Source organism: Enterobacter sp. Li2LvB3, assembly GCF_056156645.1.
Genome location: NZ_JBSICG010000018.1, coordinates 23,983 through 42,214, shown reverse-complemented (window position 1 = coordinate 42,214; position 18,232 = coordinate 23,983). Strand labels below are relative to the sequence as shown.

Annotated in this window: 16 protein-coding genes; 5 read left to right on the top strand and 11 right to left on the bottom strand. The window is 57.0% G+C overall.

The window, feature by feature from the left end; translation table 11 throughout:
• The first annotated feature begins 134 nt into the window (after positions 1 to 134).
• Genes glpA through glpC form a run of 3 tightly spaced genes read left to right on the top strand, consistent with a single transcriptional unit; the run spans position 135 to position 4,190 of the window.
• The gene (glpA, locus tag ACS603_RS15495; RefSeq protein ID WP_446493612.1) at positions 135 to 1,763 is read left to right on the top strand and encodes an anaerobic glycerol-3-phosphate dehydrogenase subunit A; all 1,629 of its coding nucleotides are present in this window, start codon (positions 135 to 137) and stop codon (positions 1,761 to 1,763) included.
• A complete protein-coding gene (gene glpB / locus ACS603_RS15490; RefSeq protein ID WP_474944533.1) occupies positions 1,753 to 3,003 on the top strand; it encodes a glycerol-3-phosphate dehydrogenase subunit GlpB in 1,251 nt (416 codons plus the stop codon). The genes glpA and glpB overlap by 11 nt, the downstream gene beginning before the upstream one ends.
• A complete protein-coding gene (glpC, locus tag ACS603_RS15485; RefSeq protein WP_182061844.1) occupies positions 3,000 to 4,190 on the top strand; it encodes an anaerobic glycerol-3-phosphate dehydrogenase subunit GlpC in 1,191 nt (396 codons plus the stop codon). The genes glpB and glpC overlap by 4 nt, the downstream gene beginning before the upstream one ends.
• 34 nt (positions 4,191 to 4,224) lie before the next feature.
• Here glpC and ACS603_RS15480 read toward each other — a convergent pair whose 3' ends face one another.
• From ACS603_RS15480 to ACS603_RS15435, 10 genes are all read right to left on the bottom strand, one after another.
• On the bottom strand, positions 4,225 to 5,424 hold the full coding sequence (locus ACS603_RS15480) for a nicotinamide mononucleotide deamidase-related protein YfaY (protein ID WP_315686250.1): 1,200 nt from the start codon (positions 5,422 to 5,424) through the stop codon (positions 4,225 to 4,227).
• 92 nt (positions 5,425 to 5,516) lie between these two features.
• Positions 5,517 to 6,059, bottom strand: a complete 543-nt coding sequence (locus tag ACS603_RS15475) for a YfaZ family outer membrane protein (RefSeq protein ID WP_182061846.1) — start codon at positions 6,057 to 6,059, stop codon at positions 5,517 to 5,519.
• Positions 6,060 to 6,192: 133 nt separating this feature from the next.
• The gene (gene menE, locus ACS603_RS15470; protein WP_474944532.1) at positions 6,193 to 7,554 is read right to left on the bottom strand and encodes an o-succinylbenzoate--CoA ligase; all 1,362 of its coding nucleotides are present in this window, start codon (positions 7,552 to 7,554) and stop codon (positions 6,193 to 6,195) included.
• Positions 7,551 to 8,516 (bottom strand): o-succinylbenzoate synthase, encoded by a 966-nt coding sequence (menC, locus tag ACS603_RS15465; RefSeq protein ID WP_315686255.1) that lies wholly within the window; start codon positions 8,514 to 8,516, stop codon positions 7,551 to 7,553. Before menC ends, menE begins: the two co-directional genes overlap by 4 nt.
• Positions 8,516 to 9,373, bottom strand: a complete 858-nt coding sequence (gene menB, locus ACS603_RS15460) for a 1,4-dihydroxy-2-naphthoyl-CoA synthase (RefSeq protein ID WP_182061849.1) — start codon at positions 9,371 to 9,373, stop codon at positions 8,516 to 8,518. Before menB ends, menC begins: the two co-directional genes overlap by 1 nt.
• On the bottom strand, positions 9,370 to 10,146 hold the full coding sequence (gene menH, locus ACS603_RS15455) for a 2-succinyl-6-hydroxy-2,4-cyclohexadiene-1-carboxylate synthase (protein ID WP_182061850.1): 777 nt from the start codon (positions 10,144 to 10,146) through the stop codon (positions 9,370 to 9,372). The genes menB and menH overlap by 4 nt, the downstream gene beginning before the upstream one ends.
• Positions 10,143 to 11,813, bottom strand: coding sequence for a 2-succinyl-5-enolpyruvyl-6-hydroxy-3-cyclohexene-1-carboxylic-acid synthase (menD, locus tag ACS603_RS15450; RefSeq protein WP_446493620.1), 1,671 nt, complete (start codon positions 11,811 to 11,813; stop codon positions 10,143 to 10,145). The genes menH and menD overlap by 4 nt, the downstream gene beginning before the upstream one ends.
• Before the next feature lie 88 nt (positions 11,814 to 11,901).
• Positions 11,902 to 13,197, bottom strand: coding sequence for an isochorismate synthase MenF (gene menF, locus ACS603_RS15445; RefSeq protein ID WP_474944531.1), 1,296 nt, complete (start codon positions 13,195 to 13,197; stop codon positions 11,902 to 11,904).
• Positions 13,198 to 13,295: 98 nt separating this feature from the next.
• On the bottom strand, positions 13,296 to 13,601 hold the full coding sequence (elaB, locus tag ACS603_RS15440) for a stress response protein ElaB (protein ID WP_182061853.1): 306 nt from the start codon (positions 13,599 to 13,601) through the stop codon (positions 13,296 to 13,298).
• A 53-nt stretch (positions 13,602 to 13,654) separates the two neighbouring features.
• On the bottom strand, positions 13,655 to 14,116 hold the full coding sequence (locus ACS603_RS15435; protein WP_182061854.1) for a GNAT family N-acetyltransferase: 462 nt from the start codon (positions 14,114 to 14,116) through the stop codon (positions 13,655 to 13,657).
• 72 nt (positions 14,117 to 14,188) lie between these two features.
• Between ACS603_RS15435 and rnz the strand changes: the two genes are divergently transcribed.
• Positions 14,189 to 15,106, top strand: coding sequence for a ribonuclease Z (gene rnz, locus ACS603_RS15430; RefSeq protein ID WP_474944530.1), 918 nt, complete (start codon positions 14,189 to 14,191; stop codon positions 15,104 to 15,106).
• A 64-nt stretch (positions 15,107 to 15,170) separates the two neighbouring features.
• Positions 15,171 to 16,175 (top strand): chemotaxis protein, encoded by a 1,005-nt coding sequence (locus ACS603_RS15425; protein ID WP_315686264.1) that lies wholly within the window; start codon positions 15,171 to 15,173, stop codon positions 16,173 to 16,175.
• 597 nt (positions 16,176 to 16,772) lie between these two features.
• On the opposite strand, the gene nuoN is transcribed toward ACS603_RS15425, so the two are convergent.
• Positions 16,773 to 18,230 (bottom strand): NADH-quinone oxidoreductase subunit NuoN, encoded by a 1,458-nt coding sequence (gene nuoN, locus ACS603_RS15420; RefSeq protein ID WP_182061857.1) that lies wholly within the window; start codon positions 18,228 to 18,230, stop codon positions 16,773 to 16,775.
• Between the last annotated feature and the right edge of the window lie 2 nt (positions 18,231 to 18,232).

Genomic DNA, 18,232 nt, shown 5'->3' with positions numbered 1-18,232 from the left:
AATATGACAGGATGCGCAAAAAAGGCGCATGAAATCACGTTTCACTTTCGATTCTTGCTCGATTATGTTCGAAATCAAACAAACCACAGAATTGATGTGGCTAAATGGTAAAAAAACGAACATGAGGGAAGACAATGACAATTCACGATCCCCGCTATAGCGATGTGATTATCATTGGCGGTGGGGCAACAGGTGCAGGTATCGCACGCGACTGCGCCCTGCGAGGGTTAAATGTGACGCTACTCGAGCGTCACGATATCGCAACGGGCGCAACCGGGCGTAATCATGGTTTGCTGCACAGCGGCGCGCGGTATGCCGTCACAGACGGTGAATCTGCGCGCGAGTGTATTGCCGAAAACCAGATCCTCAAACGCATCGCCCGCCACTGTATTGAACCGACCGATGGCCTGTTCATCACCCTTCCCGAAGATGATCTCGCGTTCCAGCACACCTTTCTTACGGCCTGTACTGCCGCGGGTATTCACGCCGAAGCGATAGATCCCGCCATGGCGCGTCGCCTTGAGCCTTCTGTAAACCCGGCGCTGATGGGTGCTGTTAAAGTCCCCGACGGCACCGTGGATCCGTTTCGTCTCACGGCCGCCAATATGCTGGATGCCCGTGAGCATGGCGCCCGCATCCTGACCGGACATGAAGTCACTGGCCTTATCCGCAAGGGAGATAGCGTGTGCGGCGTGCGGGTGTTTGACCCGCAATATAATGAATACAGCGAACTGTATGCTCCCGTGGTGGTCAATGCGGCGGGGATCTGGGGGCAGCGCATTGCAGAATATGCCGACTTATCCATCCGCATGTTCCCGGCCAAAGGCTCGCTGCTGATCCTCGATCACCGCATCAATAACCATGTCATTAACCGCTGCCGTAAACCGTCTGACGCCGATATTCTGGTGCCGGGTGACACAATCTCGTTGATTGGCACCACCTCAACCCACGTTGACTACAGCGAGATTGATTACAACCGGGTGACCGCCGAAGAGGTCGATATTCTGCTGCGCGAAGGGGAAAAGCTGGCCCCGGTAATGGCCCGCACTCGTATTCTTCGTGCTTATGCTGGTGTACGCCCACTGGTTGCCAGTGATAACGACCCCAGCGGTCGTAACGTCAGCCGTGGCATTGTGCTGCTCGATCACGCACAGCGCGACGGCATGGAAGGCTTTATTACCATCACCGGCGGTAAACTGATGACCTACCGTCTGATGGCGCAGTGGGCCACAGACGCCGTGTGTCGCAAACTGGGCAATACTGAGCCCTGCGTTACCGCAGAGAGGCCCCTCCCTGGATCACAGCAATCCACCGAAAAAACGCTGCAAAAAATCATCTCATTGCCCGCGCCACTGCGTGGGTCTGCGGTCTATCGCCACGGTGACCGGACACCAGCGTGGCTCGGTGAGGGGCGACTTAGCCGAAGCCTGGTGTGCGAGTGCGAGGCGGTGACCGCTGGTGAAGTGCAGTACGCGGTTGAAAACCTGACGGTGAATAACCTGCTCGATTTACGCCGCCGCACGCGCGTCGGCATGGGGACCTGTCAGGGCGAGCTTTGCGCCTGCCGCGCGGCCGGGCTGCTGCAACGTTTTCACGCCACCACCTCAACCCAGTCGCTTGCTCAGCTCAGCGATTTTTTAAACGAACGCTGGAAAGGCATTCAGCCTGTTGCCTGGGGCGATGCCCTGCGCGAAAGCGAATTCACCCGCTGGGTCTACCAGGGGCTTTGCGGTCTGGAGAAGGAACAACACGATGAAATTTGATACGGTTATCGTTGGCGGCGGGCTGGCAGGTGTGCTTTGCGGTATCCGGCTGACACAGCAGGGCCTGCGCTGTGCGATTATTACTCGCGGCCAAAGTGCCCTGCACTTCTCTTCAGGCTCTCTGGATCTGCTGGGCGCGTTGCCTGACGGCTCGCTGGTCCACACGCCGCTAAAAGCCCTCGACAATCTGCCGCCTGAACACCCTTACACCCTGATTGGCGCACAAAATGTTACCCGTTTTGCCCATCAAACCGAAACCCTGCTGGCGACTTGCGGCGCGCGCTTACAGGGCAGCGCCCAGCTCAACCATCAGCGGGTGACGCCGCTCGGCACGCTGCGTAGTGCCTGGCTTAGCCCGGAAGAGGTTCCCGTCGCGCCATTCAAAGCCAGACACGTGCTGGTGGTGGGTATCAGCGGTTTTCTCGATTTCCAGCCGCATCTTGCTGCGGCCTCGCTTAACCAGCAGGGTATCAGCGCCGACACGGCGGAAATCGAGCTGCCCGAACTGGATGTTCTGCGGGAAAACCCGAGCGAATTTCGGGCGGTCAACATCGCCAGGCTGCTTGATAACGAAGACAAATGGCCGCTGCTGTTTGAAGCGCTTAAACCCCTCAGCGAAAAATACGACACTCTGTTTATGCCCGCCTGCTTTGGCTTAACGGACAACCGGCTCTGGCGCTGGCTGTCGGACCGTCTCCCATGCTCTGTTGGTTTACTTCCCACACTGCCTCCGTCCGTGCCTGGCATTCGTTTGCATAACCAGTTGCAACGCCAGTTCATCGCCCAGGGCGGTATCTGGATGGCGGGAGATGAGGTGAAAAATATCACCCTGAAAGACGGCGCAGTCAGTGAAGTCTGGACCCGAAACCATGCTGATATTCCCCTGCGCACCCGTTTTGCCGTACTCGCCAGCGGGAGTTTCTTCAGCAATGGGCTGTTAAGCAGCCGCACTGGCATCCGCGAAGCCATTCTGGGGCTGGATGTCCGGCAAAGCACGTCCCGTGCCGACTGGTATCAGAGCGATTTCTTCACTCCACAGCCCTGGCAGCAGTTCGGCGTCATTGTCGATAACACCCTGCGCCCGCAGTTATCAGGCGCGCCCATCGATAATCTCTACGCCATCGGTTCCATTCTGGGCGGATACGATCCCATCGCCCAGGGCTGTGGCGGCGGTGTTTGTGCCATTACGGCGCTCAGTGTTGCAGAACAGATTTGCCAGCGCGCGGAGGCGGAACAATGAACGACACCCATTTTGAAAGCTGCATTAAATGTACGGTCTGCACCACGGTTTGCCCGGTAAGCGGCGTTAACCCTGCCTATCCGGGGCCAAAGCAGGCCGGGCCAGACGGTGAACGCCTGCGCCTGAAAGATGGCGCGCTGTACGATGAAGCGCTGAAGTACTGTATCAACTGTAAACGGTGTGAAGTGGCCTGCCCGTCAGATGTCAACATTGGCGACATCATTCAGCGGGCGCGGGCGCGCTACAGCCGGCAAAAGCCGACGCTGCGCGATGCCATTCTCAGCCATACCGACCTGATGGGCAGTGTCTCAACGCCTTTCGCTCCGCTGGTAAATGTCGCCACATCGCTCAAACCGGTGCGCCAGCTGCTGGATGCCACGCTTAAGATCGATCACCATCGTAGCCTGCCGAAGTATTCCCACGGCACTTTCCGGCGATGGTACAAATCCGTGGCGGCAAAACAGGCGCAGTTTGCCGATCAGGTGGCCTTCTTCCACGGTTGCTACGTGAATTACAACCATCCGCAACTGGGGAAAGATCTGCTGAAAGTGCTGAATGCGATGGGCACCGGCGTGCAGCTGCTGAGCAAAGAGAAGTGCTGCGGCGTGCCGTTGATTGCCAACGGTTTTACCGATAAAGCACGTAAACAGGCCAAAAGCAATGTCACGTCGCTTCGTGAGGCGATTGTCGATAAAGGTATTCCGGTGCTGGCGACCTCTTCCACCTGTACCTTCACGCTACGCGATGAGTATCCGCACGTGCTGGATGTGGATAACAGCGGACTGCGTGAACACATCGAACTGGCGACCCGTTTTCTGTGGCGCAAGCTCGATAGCGGACAGACTCTGCCGCTGGGCAAATTACCGCTGAAAGTGGTCTATCACACTCCCTGCCACATGGAAAAAATGGGATGGTCGCTCTATACGCTCGAACTGTTGCGCCTGATCCCAGGGCTGGAACTGACGGTGCTGGATTCACGTTGTTGTGGTATCGCGGGAACGTACGGCTTCAAAAGTGAAAACTACGAAACATCGCAGGCGATTGGGGCGCCCTTGTTCCGCCAGATTGAAGAGAGCGGTGCGGATTTGGTGGTGACCGACTGCGAAACCTGTAAATGGCAGATTGAGATGTCCACCAGCAAACGTTGCGAACACCCTATTACCTTGTTGGCTAAAGCACTGGGGTAAACAGTGCCGGGGTGCGTTCACCCCGGCAAAGGTGTTACCCGATAAACATCGACTCGACGACGTTGATCCAGCCGTGTTCGCTGGCTACCTCTTTTCCGTTCAGCCAGCGGCGCAGCATGTTCAGCGCCATCATGGCGCACACCTCCTGACGCACGGCTAAACTGTGGCGGGTAATGCTCATTTTCACCCGCAGCGCGTGCGTCCCTTCCGGGGTGGCGAGCGCAAAGTTAAGGTGGTCATCGTCAATCCCGCCGATGGCAAGCGCCAGCCCGGCAAAATGATTCACCCTGCGCTCAGACGCCCAGTGCGCCGTTTGCGCCAGCGTCTCTTGCTGGAACGGTACAACCTCGCTGGCCAGCAGCGGTGCTTCGGCTCTGGAAAGCTGCAATGCCAGCAATCCGCCGGTGAACTGTTCGCTTAAAGTGACGCTCAGTTGGCGGGATTGCAGACTGCGGGCAATTTGCGCGGGCAGCCCTTCTGTCCCTTCAAAAATCAGGCTTTCACCCGCCACACGCTGTACTTCTGGCCACAGCGCCAGCATGGCCGCTTTTTGCGTTGCCGGCCCCGTCAGTTTGAGCTCGATAATCGGCATTGAGGAGCGGTAGCCCATCGACACGCCAGGCGGCAGTTGCAGGTGATCAAGGCTTTGCGCCAGATCGCTTTCAGAGCGGCCAAAGGTGGTCAGGCGCAAGCACAGCGGCGGTTCAGGCAGCGTAAAGCGCTCACGCAGGCGCGGCAGAATTTGCTGCTCCACCATGACTTTAAATTCAGAAGGGACACCCGGTGTGAAGAACATCAGGCAACGGTTCAGTTTGATGGCAAATCCGCAGGCGGTGCCTACCGGATTATCCACCAGTTCGGCGCTGGCGGGAATTTCAGCCTGCTTGCGGTTGCTCGGGGCCATGACCCTACCGCGTTCTGTGAAGAAGCGCTCCATCTGAGTGAGCCACTCTTCATGCATCACCAGGCCTTCGCCTTTGGCCGTGGCGGCGGCCAGCGCGCTTAAATCATCACTGGTGGGGCCAAGCCCGCCGTTCACGATCAGTACATCGGCGTGTTCACTGCGTTCGCGCAGAATATTCACCAGTGACTCAAGATTGTCGCCCACTGTATTGCGGCGCGTTAACGGTAATCCTTGCTCAAAGAATAAATCGGCCAGCCAGGCAGCATTGGTATCAATAATTTGTCCATGCAGCACTTCGTCGCCAGTGGATAACATTTCCACGCTTATCATTGTGTTCTCCCACTTCTATGGTCAAAACACTATAACGCAATGAGCATAGGTGGGAAGAGAAACTGGCGCGGCAGAACACCGCGCCGAAGAGATTAGAAGCCTGCGCTGACACCCACATACGGGCCATCGGCCAGGGCGTTGTCGCGATTGCCATCTTTACCTGCCAGATTCAGGTAACGGTAGCCTGCTTCAATCGTGATCGGACGCATGATAGTCCAGCGCGCACCGGCGTTGGCTTCTTCATAGCTCTCAATGCCGCTGGAAAGCGAATCCGGAGAGTAGTAGTACTCGCCAAACAGGCCGAAGCTGTCGCCGATTTTCCACTGCAAACCGCCACCCACAGCCGCCGCGTAGCCTTCATCACCGTCATTTGGATTGGTGTAAACGCCTTTGCCGCCTACGGTCGCCAGGAATGGTCCCAGAGGAATGTTCAGACCCAGGCCGAGGCTTGCCGCATCGCCATCGTCGTCGTTATGCGTCCAGCCGCCGGTCATTGCCAGGCCGGAGCTTTCCGTGCCCAGGCCAAAGCCCAGGTGGGTGTAATCCTGACCCGCCGAGCCGTTAAAGCTGATGGCGTTAGCCGCCGCAGAAACAAAAATAAGGCCGCTGAGGCCCAGTAATGCCACTTTTTTCATTGTCGTGATCCCACACCGTTTAATTAGAGATGTCCCAAAACCGCGAGATTTTAACCCGAGTCTCTCTGGGATCAAGCACTCTGCGTGCGCCAGACAAGAAGATTGTAACTATTTGATACTCTGGCAGGTGTGGCTATCCCTTTAAGGTTGCATTGACCCACTGCTGCAATGCGCGGCGCGAAACCTTAATGCCGCCATTTTTTAGCTCTGCAGGCAACGCCAGCCAGCGCACGGGCTGCTGGAAACGCGCCAGCTTATCTCTTATCCAGTCAGGGAAAAGCGTAATATCCGTGCCCGGCTCGCATTCCACTACCGCCACCGGACGCTGGCCAAATTCGGCGTCATCCAGCGGGACGACAAACACCTGGCTTATCTGCGGATGGGTGGCGATAACACGCTCCAGTGATTCCGGCTGAACCCCTTCACCACCGCTGAAAAAGAGATTATCCATACGCCCAAGGATGGACAGCCTGCCGTTATGCAACTCCCCACGATCGCGGGTGGCAAACCAGCCCTGACCGTTGGTGAGCGGGATCAGCGCGCCGTCTCGCCAGTAGCCTGCGGCCATACTCTGCGCCCTGACCCAGACTTCACCTTCCACCACCTGCACGTCCCTGCCCGGCAGGGCGACACCGACATCCGGCTCACCGTCGGCCTCTTTAGCACAAACGGTAGAGGCAAATTCGGTCAGGCCGTAGCCGCAGAACGTGCGGATCCCCTGCTCCCGCGCTTTATGCGTCAGCTCAACAGGGATTGCCGCCCCGCCGAGTAAAACTGCTTTCAGCGCAATATGATGCGGGACATTGAGTAGACGCCAGAGCTGTGTGGGCACCAGTGAAGCATGAGTGCACCCCTGTAATGCCTGCTCCAGCGGCTGTTTTTCCCGCACGGTTAAGCGCGCCCCTGAGAGCAACCAGCGCCACAAGATCCCCTGGCCGGAAACATGAAAAAGCGGCAACGACAGCAGCCAGTCGTCCTCATCGCCATACGGCATTAACGACAACACGCCACGTGCGCTGGCAAGATGGGCAGCACAGGTATGCACCGCCGCTTTGGGTAATCCGGTGGAACCAGACGTCAGCGTCATGGAAGCCAGACGCTCAGGCTGCCACATCACCGCATCGTCGCCAGACCTATCCTCCATCTGTAGTGGCGGAAGTCCGTCATAGGTTGCGTCCAGCACCAACGCAAAGCGAAGCGTCATCTGTGGGATCAACACATCCAGCAGTGGGCGCGGCAACTGTGGATTAACAGGCAGAATACGGGCACCGCATTGCAGCAGCGCCAGCCATGCCAGTAACGTCTGCGGATGGTTATGGGCGAGCAGCATGACGCCATCGCCCTCTTTTACCCCTTGCTGATGAAAGCCGGCTGCAAGGCTATCGATACGCGCGCACAACATCGCCCAACTGAGGACGCTGTCGTCTAAGCGCAGCGCCGGTTTATCGGCAAATTGTGCACGCCAGTGCCGCCACGGCCAGTCACTAAAACTCATCGCAGCGGCTCCAGCGCCTCAACACCCAGGCACGGCAGCGTGCTGCCAGGCCACTGGCGGATAAGCTGCGCCTGCATCAGGTTTAGCGTATCCAGCCCGGGAACGGTGTGTGGCGTTAACCATGCGGCAATGCGCGCCAGTTGCGTCAGGCCAAGACTGGATTCAATGGACGAGCTGATCACCGCCGTCATTCCCAGGGCATGTGCCGCAGAAACCTGCTCGCGTACTTTTTCCAGGCTGCCGGTCAGCATGGGCTTAATCACCACCGCGCTGACGCCCGGTTCCGCCGCAAACACAAAATCTGGCTCACGCAGGCTTTCATCCCAGGCAATCGCGATCCCCGTATCCATGGCAAAGGCTCGCGAATCGTCACGGGTTTTACACGGTTCTTCCAGAAAGGCGATACGGTCGCGATACGCAGGATTGACGTACTTTGCAAACTGCTGCGCCTTAAGCGGCGTCCAGGCGCGATTGGCATCCAGACGCAGACGCAAATCGGGGATGGCTTCCAGCAGCAGGTTAGCCACCATTCCGTCGCGCACCGCTTCATATAATCCGACTTTAATTTTCGCCACTTTCTCGCCGGGCATGGCCGAGAGTAGCGCAAACAGTTCATCAGGATCGCCGGTACACAGGGGGGCTGTGCGGTAGTCCGCATCGGCAGGCAGACTGCCGTCAAGCTCTGCCAGCGCGCAGCTTATCCCGAACGCCGCAGAAGGCACGTCAGGTAACGCGGGATCAACTCCCGCACGCCATTCGTTCGCCCAGGCCAGCAACGCCGCCTGAGCGTCATCCAGCGATTCCAGGCTAAAGCCCGGAAGCGGTGACACTTCACCCCACCCGTGATTGTCGCCCTGCTGTAAGTAAACGAAAAATCCGTCACGGGTTTTTAACCGCCGTTCACGCAGCACCACGCCCGCGTCCATGGGTATCTGCCAGCGATAAACCTGCGCGCGACGCATTATGGATTCCGTTTGTATTTGCTGAAGTCTGGCTGGCGTTTTTCGTTAAACGCGTTGCGTCCTTCCTGACCTTCTTCGGTCATGTAGAACAGCATGGTGGCGTTACCCGCCAGCTCCTGTAAACCGGCCTGGCCGTCGCAGTCGGCGTTCAGAGCGGCTTTCAGGCAACGCAGTGCCATTGGGCTGTTTTGCAGCATCTCGCGGCACCAGCGCACAGTCTCTTTTTCGAGGTCAGCGTTCGGTACAACGGTGTTAACCAGCCCCATATCGAGAGCTTCCTGGGCATTGTACTGACGGCACAGGAACCAGATCTCACGGGCTTTTTTCTGCCCAACGATACGCGCCATATAGGAGGCGCCCCAGCCACCGTCGAAAGAGCCGACTTTCGGGCCAGTCTGGCCGAAGATGGCGTTTTCAGCGGCAATAGTCAGGTCGCACATCATGTGCAGCACGTGGCCGCCACCGATGGAGTAACCCGCCACCATCGCAACAACCGGTTTCGGGCAGGTGCGGATCTGACGCTGGAAATCGAGCACGTTCAGGTGATGCGTACCCGCATCATCCTGATATCCGCCGTAGTCGCCACGCACTTTCTGATCGCCACCGGCGCAGAATGCTTTGTCACCTTCGCCGGTCAGAACGATTACCCCGATATTGTCGTCATAGCGCGCATCGGCCAGCGCCTGAATCATCTCTTTGACGGTCAGCGGACGGAAGGCGTTACGTACCTGCGGGCGATTAATCGTGATTTTGGCAATGCCGTCAGCGGATTTGTGGTAACGAATGTCGGTGTAGCCTTCGGAGCAGTCTTGCCATTCAACCGGTGCGTAGAGCATTTGTTCATCAGGATAGATCATAGAGAGTCCTTTATTCGAAGACGCAGTATCTGAGCCAGACTCGCGGCAACCGCGGCCGGGTTTTCCCGGTGGGCGTTGTGTCCGGCATTAGGGATCACATGGCAAACGGCATCCAGTTCACGCGCGATGGCGGCAAACTTTTCATCACGTTCACCATATAAATAGTGAAAAGGGAAATCGCGTGCGCGAAGTGCCACACGCAAATCGGGCTGGACGGCAAGCGAGGTTGCCTCAAGCATATCCGCCAGCTGTGCACCGCGGTTCTGGCGGCGCAGCATAATCAGGTCATGACGTTGTGCGTCAGTGAGGGATGCAAAGACAGGCTGTTGATACCAGTCGGCAAAAACAGACTCAAGTGGCTGCTGGCGAAAACGCGTTGCCCAGCGCCCGTCGGACTGACGTCGGGCATTGCGTTCTTCGGCATTTTGCAACCCCGGATGCCCACCTTCGACAATCAAACCACACAGCCCCGCAGGTTGCTGAGCCGCATGGCACATCGCAATGCGGCCGCCGAGAGAGTACCCCACCAGCCAATAGTTAAGTATGTTGTAACTAAGAAGGGTATTTTCCAGTAACGCGTTAACCGCTTCAAAACCAGAGACAGTGATATGCGCAGATCCCCCGTGCCCGGGCAGATCAAGATACAGTCGGGGAGAGTCACACAGCGATTCCCCGACGGCCTGCCACTCGCGGCAATCGCCTGAAAATCCATGTAAAAAGACCAGCCAGGGAGTTCCTGGCTTTCCGGCCTGCTGCGCACCCGCAAGGATCACAGGTGGCTTACCTGTGCCAACAGACTTTGCAGCTGCTGTGCCCCGGCGGAATCATTTACCACCAGCTCAATCAACGTTGCACCCGGCTGACGCCATGCGCTACTCAGCGCGGTTTCCAGCTCTGACCAGCTTTCAGGGCGGTGATATTTCAGGCTGAACATCGCCGCCGCGTGTTCAAACTGCACATTCTGCGGCATCAGATAGAACTGTTCGCGCTCACTCTGCGGCGTGGGCAGTAACGAGAAAATCTGCCCGCCATTGTTGTTCACCACAATCAGCACAAACGGAGCCGAAGCCTGGCGCAATAACGCCAACGCGTTGAGATCGTAAAGTGCAGAGAGATCACCCACCACCGCCAGAGTCGATTTCGCACTGGCGCGCTGCACGCCCGCCGCCGTAGAGATAAGCCCATCAATCCCGCTCGCGCCACGGTTGCTGTAAACCGGGTATCCGGCAGGCAGCTTAGAGAATGCATCAATCAGACGCACCACCAGGCTATTGCCGACAAACAGCTGCCCCTGCTCTGGCAGATACTGACGAATGCGATGCGCAAGCCCGGCTTCGCCAAAGCCTTCGCACTGTGATTTGGTTAACTCCCACGCCTGGCGCGAAAGCTCGGGGATTTCCACCGCCCAGGGTTTACGTTTTTCTGCGGGGTGAAGTTCCAGCCAGGTATCAATACTGCTGACCAGACGACGGCCACGATGGTGCGCCGGGTCAAGCCGCCCTTCCAGCGGATCCACCAGCCAGTACTCTTCCGGCTCACAGGCGGCCTGCCACTGCAAGACGCGTTTTCCCGTGAGGCTGGAGCCAATCTGGACGACAATTTGCGCTTGCGCCAACTCGGTAACCGCTTTTGCGTTACCCAGCCAGAGATCGGCGCACGGCAGCGGCTGCCCGGTTTGTGAAAGGACATCGCCAATCAGCGGCCAGCCGAGGGTTTGTGCCCATTCAGCCACCTGCCTGCCTTCTGCCGCGCTCATGCGCCCGGCAATGACCACACCGCGCTTTTGCCGCCAGAAGAACCAGTCACGCTGCTTCGCGCTTTCCAGATGAGTCTGTTCGCGCAGCCAGGTTTTTTCACTGTTCCACCAGTCGCCAAGTGTCTGCTGCCATTCAAGCCCAGTGTCATCCAGCTCGCCATACAGCGGCTCGGCAAACGGACAGTTGATATGCAATGCCCCACCGCGCAGCGTGCCCATCGCGTGATCGAGCGTCGATACCAGCCAGCTTGCCGGGATGTCCTGGGTTGGGCGCGGCAACGAAATACTCTGCGAAGGATGAGACGCAAAAATACCCGGCTGACGAATGGCCTGATTTGCGCCGCAGTCAATAAGCTCTGGCGGGCGATCGGCGGTTAGCAGGATCAATTTTTCACCGGTTAACCCGGCTTCAATAATTGCCGGGTAGAGGTTAGCCACCGCCGTACCGGATGTAACAATCACCGCCACGGGCTCTTTACTGACTTTTGCCAGCCCCAGCGCCAGGTGGCCTAAACCGCGCTCATCAAAATGGGTGTGATGAATAAACGTCCGGTTTTCAGCTGCCGCAAGGGTCAGCGGCGTAGAGCGGGAACCGGGTGCAATACACACGTGCCTGACACCATGGCGGGTCAGGGCTTCAAGGATCACCGTCGCCCAGCGTCGGTTAAAAGAACTTACTGACATGAGATTGTCCGGTATCAATATTGCGACACAGTATAAATAATAGAAAAAGATGGAATTTTGATATGAATCGGGAATGCGCGACTCAGTATTAATCCCTAAGGAGCAGAGTGCGCAACCCTGCGGCTTTATTTTCTATCTCCAGCCACTCTTGCTCCGGGTCAGAGCCGCTAACAATTCCGGCCCCGGCATATAGCCTCAGCGCGTCGTTGTGCAGCCGTGCGGAGCGGAGCGCCACACAAAACTCGCTTTTTCCGGGTGATAAATACCCGGCAGAGCCGGCATACCACTCTCTGTCGAACGGTTCGTTATTTTCGATAAAATCGCGTGCCGCCTGACGCGGTAACCCCGCCACGGCGGCGGTCGGTTGCAATACGTGCAGGCATTGTTCGTCATCGGTATGTTTTAGCGCAGTCCAGATACATCGACGCAAATGCTGCACCTTGCGCAGACGCACAATCTGCGCGGGCAGAACGTCCAGCGTCCGGGTGTGATGTTGCAGACGCTGGCAGATATCCTCTACCACCAGCATATTTTCGCGCTGGTTTTTGTCGTCATTCATCAGCCATTCGCCCAGCCGCTGCGCCTGTTTATCTTCAGCATGGCTGGCAACCGTCCCGGCCAGCGCCTCAGTGCGTAACAGTGCGCCCCGGCGTCGCCACAAGCGTTCAGGCGTGGAACCCAGAAACGCGTTGCTGGCGTCAAACACCATGCAGAAATGGTAGCAATGTAAATTCAGCGCCCGGCTGGCGGCCATCAGCGCGATGGCGTTAACGGGCTGGTTAAACTGCACGTCTGTCGCCCTGGCGAGCACCACCTTTTCAAAATCACCGTGCGCAATGGTCTGCGTTGCAAGGCGGACAAGGCGCAGCCATTCCGGTTTGTCGGGCTGATGCGTCTCTCTGAGAGCCTGAAGCGACAGAGCGGGAATCGGCTGGGATTCACCCAACTGCTGTAAACAATCCAGCGCCTGACGCGCATCATCCTGAAGGGAAGTGGCACTCCACAGGTGCAGGCGTAATGTGGCTATTCCCGCATTACGTAACCACAGCAGGCGCGGCAAAAACAGACTGCCCTGCTCCGGGTTAAAGGCATTAAGCCCACAGATCCGGGTGGTATCCGGCGCGTCACAGGCGTTTAAAAACTGTGATGCCAGAGCCAGAGAAGAAAAGTGTGCGACGGCACCCAGCGCGGCCAGCTCTTCATCGCCGTTACGCTGTTGCCAGTAGAACTGGGGATAAGATGCCTGGGAGCCAAGCCAGGCCAGGGGATCAAAAGCATCATTTAGCGGGAAAGAGACATCGAAATGACGTAAACCGGGCGTAGCCGGTAGTGCTTGCGCAAGCTGGTCACGCAGACGTTCCAGCGCGATGAAAATCGATTGCACGCGAACCTCTCCCTGTTAAAACCTCACATTATACGGGGTACTGATAATAAATAGCAGTACCCACGTATAGGGAGTGGTTTACCGTCTGCATCAACCTCTTAACGACGCGCCAGCAGCAGCCCTAATACCAGCCCCGCCGCAGCACCAACCCCGATGCCGTGCCAGGGTTTTTCATGCACATAGTCATCAGTACGATACACAGCGCGTTTGGCGCGGTAGTAGTAGGTATCTGAAGCCTGACTGACGCGGGACTGCACGTCACGCAATGCATGCTCGGCACGCTCTTTTAGCTCGATATACTTCTGATCGGCGGGGTCACCTGAAGAACGTAACACCTCTTCCAGCGTTTCGCTCAGTAAAGCCAGGTCGTCGTCGATACGGGTCTCCCAGGAATGAAAAGACATATTTTTCTCCATGTTAGTACGCCAGTCCGCTAACTATAGACAACGACACCCCATTACGCCTGTTTCGCTTCTCGCGCCATGCCGATATGCGCAATGCCGTCTTCATCATACACATCCGTCACCGGAGCGAACCCGAAGTGCGCATAGAATGACTGAAGATGCGCCTGTGCACCCAGGTATAACGCCTTGTCTGGCCACTGTTTTTCGCAGGCAGCCAGCGTTTGTTCCATTAAGCGATAACCTAGCTTTTCACCACGCGCGCTGCCGCTGATGATAACGCGGCCAATCACCACCGGCTCAAATTCGTCTTCGCTTTTCAGAATCCTCGCATACGCGACCAGCTCGTTATCTTTCCAGCCCAGAATGTGATGGTTTTCCCCTATCAGGTCATCACCATCGATGTCCTGATACGGGCAGGTTTGTTCAACAATGAACACTTCACAACGCAGTTTCAGAAGTGCGTACAGGGAAAAGGTGGTCAGCTCGCTATGGTGTAAATCTTGCCACTGGATCATGTCAGGCTCCTTCTTAGGGTTCATCACGTTATACTAAACCCCTTCCCATTCAGCAAAGGGTCTGACTGTGTTATGGAACTGATTTTTCTGGGTACTTCCGCCGGCGTGCCAACCCGCTCACGAAATGTAACGGCCATGCTGCTGGATTTGCAGCATCCCACCCGTGGCGGGCTGTGGTTGTTTGACTGTGGCGAAGGCACGCAGCATCAGCTATTACACACGACTTATCATCCCGGTAAGCTCGATAAAATCTTCATTACCCATCTGCACGGTGATCATCTGTTTGGTCTGCCCGGCCTGCTTTGCAGCCGCTCGATGGCCGGGAATGCCAATCCCCTGACCATTTATGGCCCTGCGGGGATCGCGGAATTTGTTGAAACGACCCTGCGTCTGAGCGGTTCGTGGACCGACTACCCGCTGGAGGTAGTTGAGATTGCCGACGGGCTGGTCTTCGATGACGGTGCTTATCGGGTCATTGCCAGGCCGCTAAATCACCCGGTTGAGTGCTACGGTTATCGCATTGAAGAGCATGATAAGCCGGGTACGCTCAACGCCGCGGCGCTGATTGCCGATGGCGTGCGCCCGGGGCCACTGTTCCAGCGGCTGAAACTGGGCGACACTGTCGAGCTTGAAGACGGGCGCATGATTAACGGTCTGCAATATCTCTCGGCCCCATTGCCCGGCAAGACGCTGGCGATTTTTGGCGATACCGCGCCATGCCCTGACGCACATGAGCTTGCTCAGGGTGTTGATGTGATGGTGCATGAAGCCACGCTCGAAACGGCAATGGAAGAGAAAGCCAACAGCCGTGGCCATAGCTCTACCCGCCAGGCCGCCCGGCTTGCGCTGGAAGCAGGTGTCAGGAAACTGATCGTGACGCATGTCAGCTCTCGTTACGACGCCCGAGGCTGTGAAAATCTGCTGGCGGAGTGCCGGGAAGTGTTTGAAAACTGCGAGCTGGCGGAAGATTTCACTCAGGTCAGCGTTTAGTCCTTCATTTTTCCCTCAGGATGCCGATAACGATTAAAAGGTCAGCATTTCACTTGAGGGTAGAATGGATAATTTCCAGAAAGATATTGATGACAGGGCGAATCTGACCCTGTCGAACCGTTTTGAGCTGTTGCTGTTCCGTCTTGGCACCTCTCTGAATGCAAACAAATCCGAGCTGTTTGGCATTAACGTCTTTAAGCTGCGCGAAATTGTGCCAATGCCGGAATTCACCAAACCCGCGGGAATGAAATCACCGCTGATGGGGATGGTGAACATTCGTGACCAGGTGATCCCGGTGATCGACCTGGCTGCCGTCGCGGGTTGTAAGCCTACAACCGGGCTGAATATCCTGCTGATCACGGAATATGCCCGCAGCGTACAGGCTTTTGCCGTGGAATCAGTCGAGAACATTATGCGTCTGGACTGGAAGCAGGTGCACGCGGCGGAAACCGCCGTCAGCGGGCGGTACATCACCAGCATTGCCTGTCTTGATGAGAAGACCGATACCAACGATCTGGCGATGGTGCTGGACGTTGAGCAGATCCTGTATGACATCACACCGGCAAACCACGATCTACACGCCACCAATCTGCAAACAACGAAATTCAACATCAAGCCTGGCGCGGTGGCTATCGTGGCGGAAGATTCCAAAGTTGCGCGTTCCATGCTGGAGAAAGGCTTGCAGGCCATGGAGATCCCGGCGCAGTTGCATATCACCGGCAAAGACGCATGGGAAAAAATTGGCGTTCTCGCTGCCCAGGCGCAGGCCGAAGGTGTGCCAATCACCGATAAAATCGCCCTGGTGCTGACCGACCTCGAAATGCCAGAGATGGACGGTTTTACGCTGACGCGCAAAATCAAATCCGACCCGGTACTGAAAGATATTCCGGTAGTGATCCACTCGTCCCTTTCAGGGAATGCCAACGAAGATCATATCCGCAAGGTGAAGGCCGACGGATATGTGGCGAAGTTTGAATTGAACGAGCTGTCGTCGGTTATCGAAGAAGTGCTGGAGCGTTCGGTGAAGAAGATTGACGGGCCGTTGATTAGCCGGAAGCAGCTGGTATAGCCGGGTGGCGCTTCGCTTACCCGACCTACAAAACCCGTAGGCCCTGCAAGCGCAGCGCCGCTGGGCACTCTGTGCGGGCTGATGCCCTCACCCCGTCCCTCTCCTACAGGGCTGAGGGTTCCCCAGTAATTTTTGTCTTTAATTCAGCGATGATATTACGCCATTGAATTAAGGGACTTACAGCGGTGCCATGGTCCGGCTGAAAATCGCCGAAGCGTTTACGGAAGGCCGGGGCGACGCGCATGGATGCGCGGCGAGGGCGACTTTACAGGGACGTTTCATCCGCCCGTCCCCGGTTAGCCTGGAGCAAACGCTGAGGGCATCGCGAAGCGACGATTTTCTTGCCGGGAGCCCGGGTCGCCAGGGTAGCGGCGGTGAGCTACCCTGGCACGTTCACCGGTATTGTGGTGACAGAGTAGCAAGGAACGTAAAGTGAACGGAATGACCACCTGAGCCGTATGTTCCCCCTCACCCCAGCCCTCTCCCAAAAAGGAGAGGGAGCCGTCCGTGCTCGTATTTTTGTGGGGATTCCTCGACCTACAGGGAGAGGGCGCAAACATTAAAAAAGGCAACTTTCGTTGCCTTTTTGCTTTCACCTTACATCAGCGGCATCGCGTGTTGCACGATGGTGATCAGCGGCTGCGGATAGATACCGAAGATCAGTACCAGCAGCGCAGAGATCAGCACCACAATACCACCAGCGCTGTACTGCCAGTTGGTTGGCGCATCGCGGTTGAGTTGCTGAGGGGCACTCAGGTACAGGCTCACAGCCACCCGCAGGTAGTAGTACAGACCAATCGCGGAGCCAATCACCACACCGGCGGTCAGCCACCACAGGCCCGCCTGCACACCGACTGCCAGTACGTAGAACTTACCGATAAAGCCCAGCGTCATCGGAATACCGGCCAGGGACAGCATCATCACGGTCATTACCGCAGACAGAATCGGACGGTGCCAGAACAGACCACGGTAAGAGAACAGTGAATCTGCATCCGGGCCACGGTACGGGCTGGACATCAAACTCACCACGCCGAACGCGCCGAGGCTGCTGAACAGATAACCTGCCAGATACACACCAACGGCTTCCATCGACATCTCACCGCTTTGCAGCGCGATCAGTGCCACCAGCAGGTAACCCAGATGGGAGATAGACGAGTAGCCCAGCAGACGTTTGATATTGGTCTGGCTCAGCGCCATCAGGTTACCGAAGATGATGGAAACAAACGCGATAATGCCCAGCACCACGCGAACCGCTTCACTATCACCCACTGGTGCGTACAGGAACAGACGCATCACCACACCGAAGATAGCGATTTTGCTCGCCGTCGCCAGGAAGGTAGATACCGGTGCCGGAGCACCCTGGTATACGTCTGGCGTCCACAGGTGGAACGGAACCAGAGACAGTTTAAAGCCAAGGCCAACAATCATCATACCCAGGCCTGCCAGCAGCAGTGGTTCGTGCAGCATCCCGTCGCCGAGGCTCTTGCCGAGCGCCACGAAGGAGAGGTTACCGGACTGTGCGTACAGCAGCGCAATACCAAACAGCAGGAACGATGATGCCGCCGCTGACAGGATGGTGTACTTGATACTCGCTTCCAGTGAACGCTTCTGACGGAAGGCGTAACCAATCAGGCCGAACAGCGGCAGAGAGATAAGCTCAATACCGAGGAACAGCGCAGCCAGGTGGTTCGCATTCGCCAGCAGAATGCCGCCCAGTGCGGCAATCAGTACCAGCAGGTAAAACTCTTCTTTGTTGTCGTTGTAGCCTTCAAGCCACGGGTACGCAAAGGTGCAGGTTGCCAGACTCGCCAGCAGAACCAGCCCTGTGTATAGCATGGCATAGCCGTCAACACGCATCAGCGGGGTGACATCCATCGCGCCCGCCTGGCCAACAAACCAGAGGGAAACCAACGCAGCGTTCAGACCCAGAACGGACAGGGTCGCATTCAGGAAGTGATTGCGTCGCCACGCAATGGAGAGCATCACAACCACCACCGTCAATCCGACGATCAGCAGCGGTAGCAGCGCGATCAGTTGTTGTGGAGTTATTGTCATGG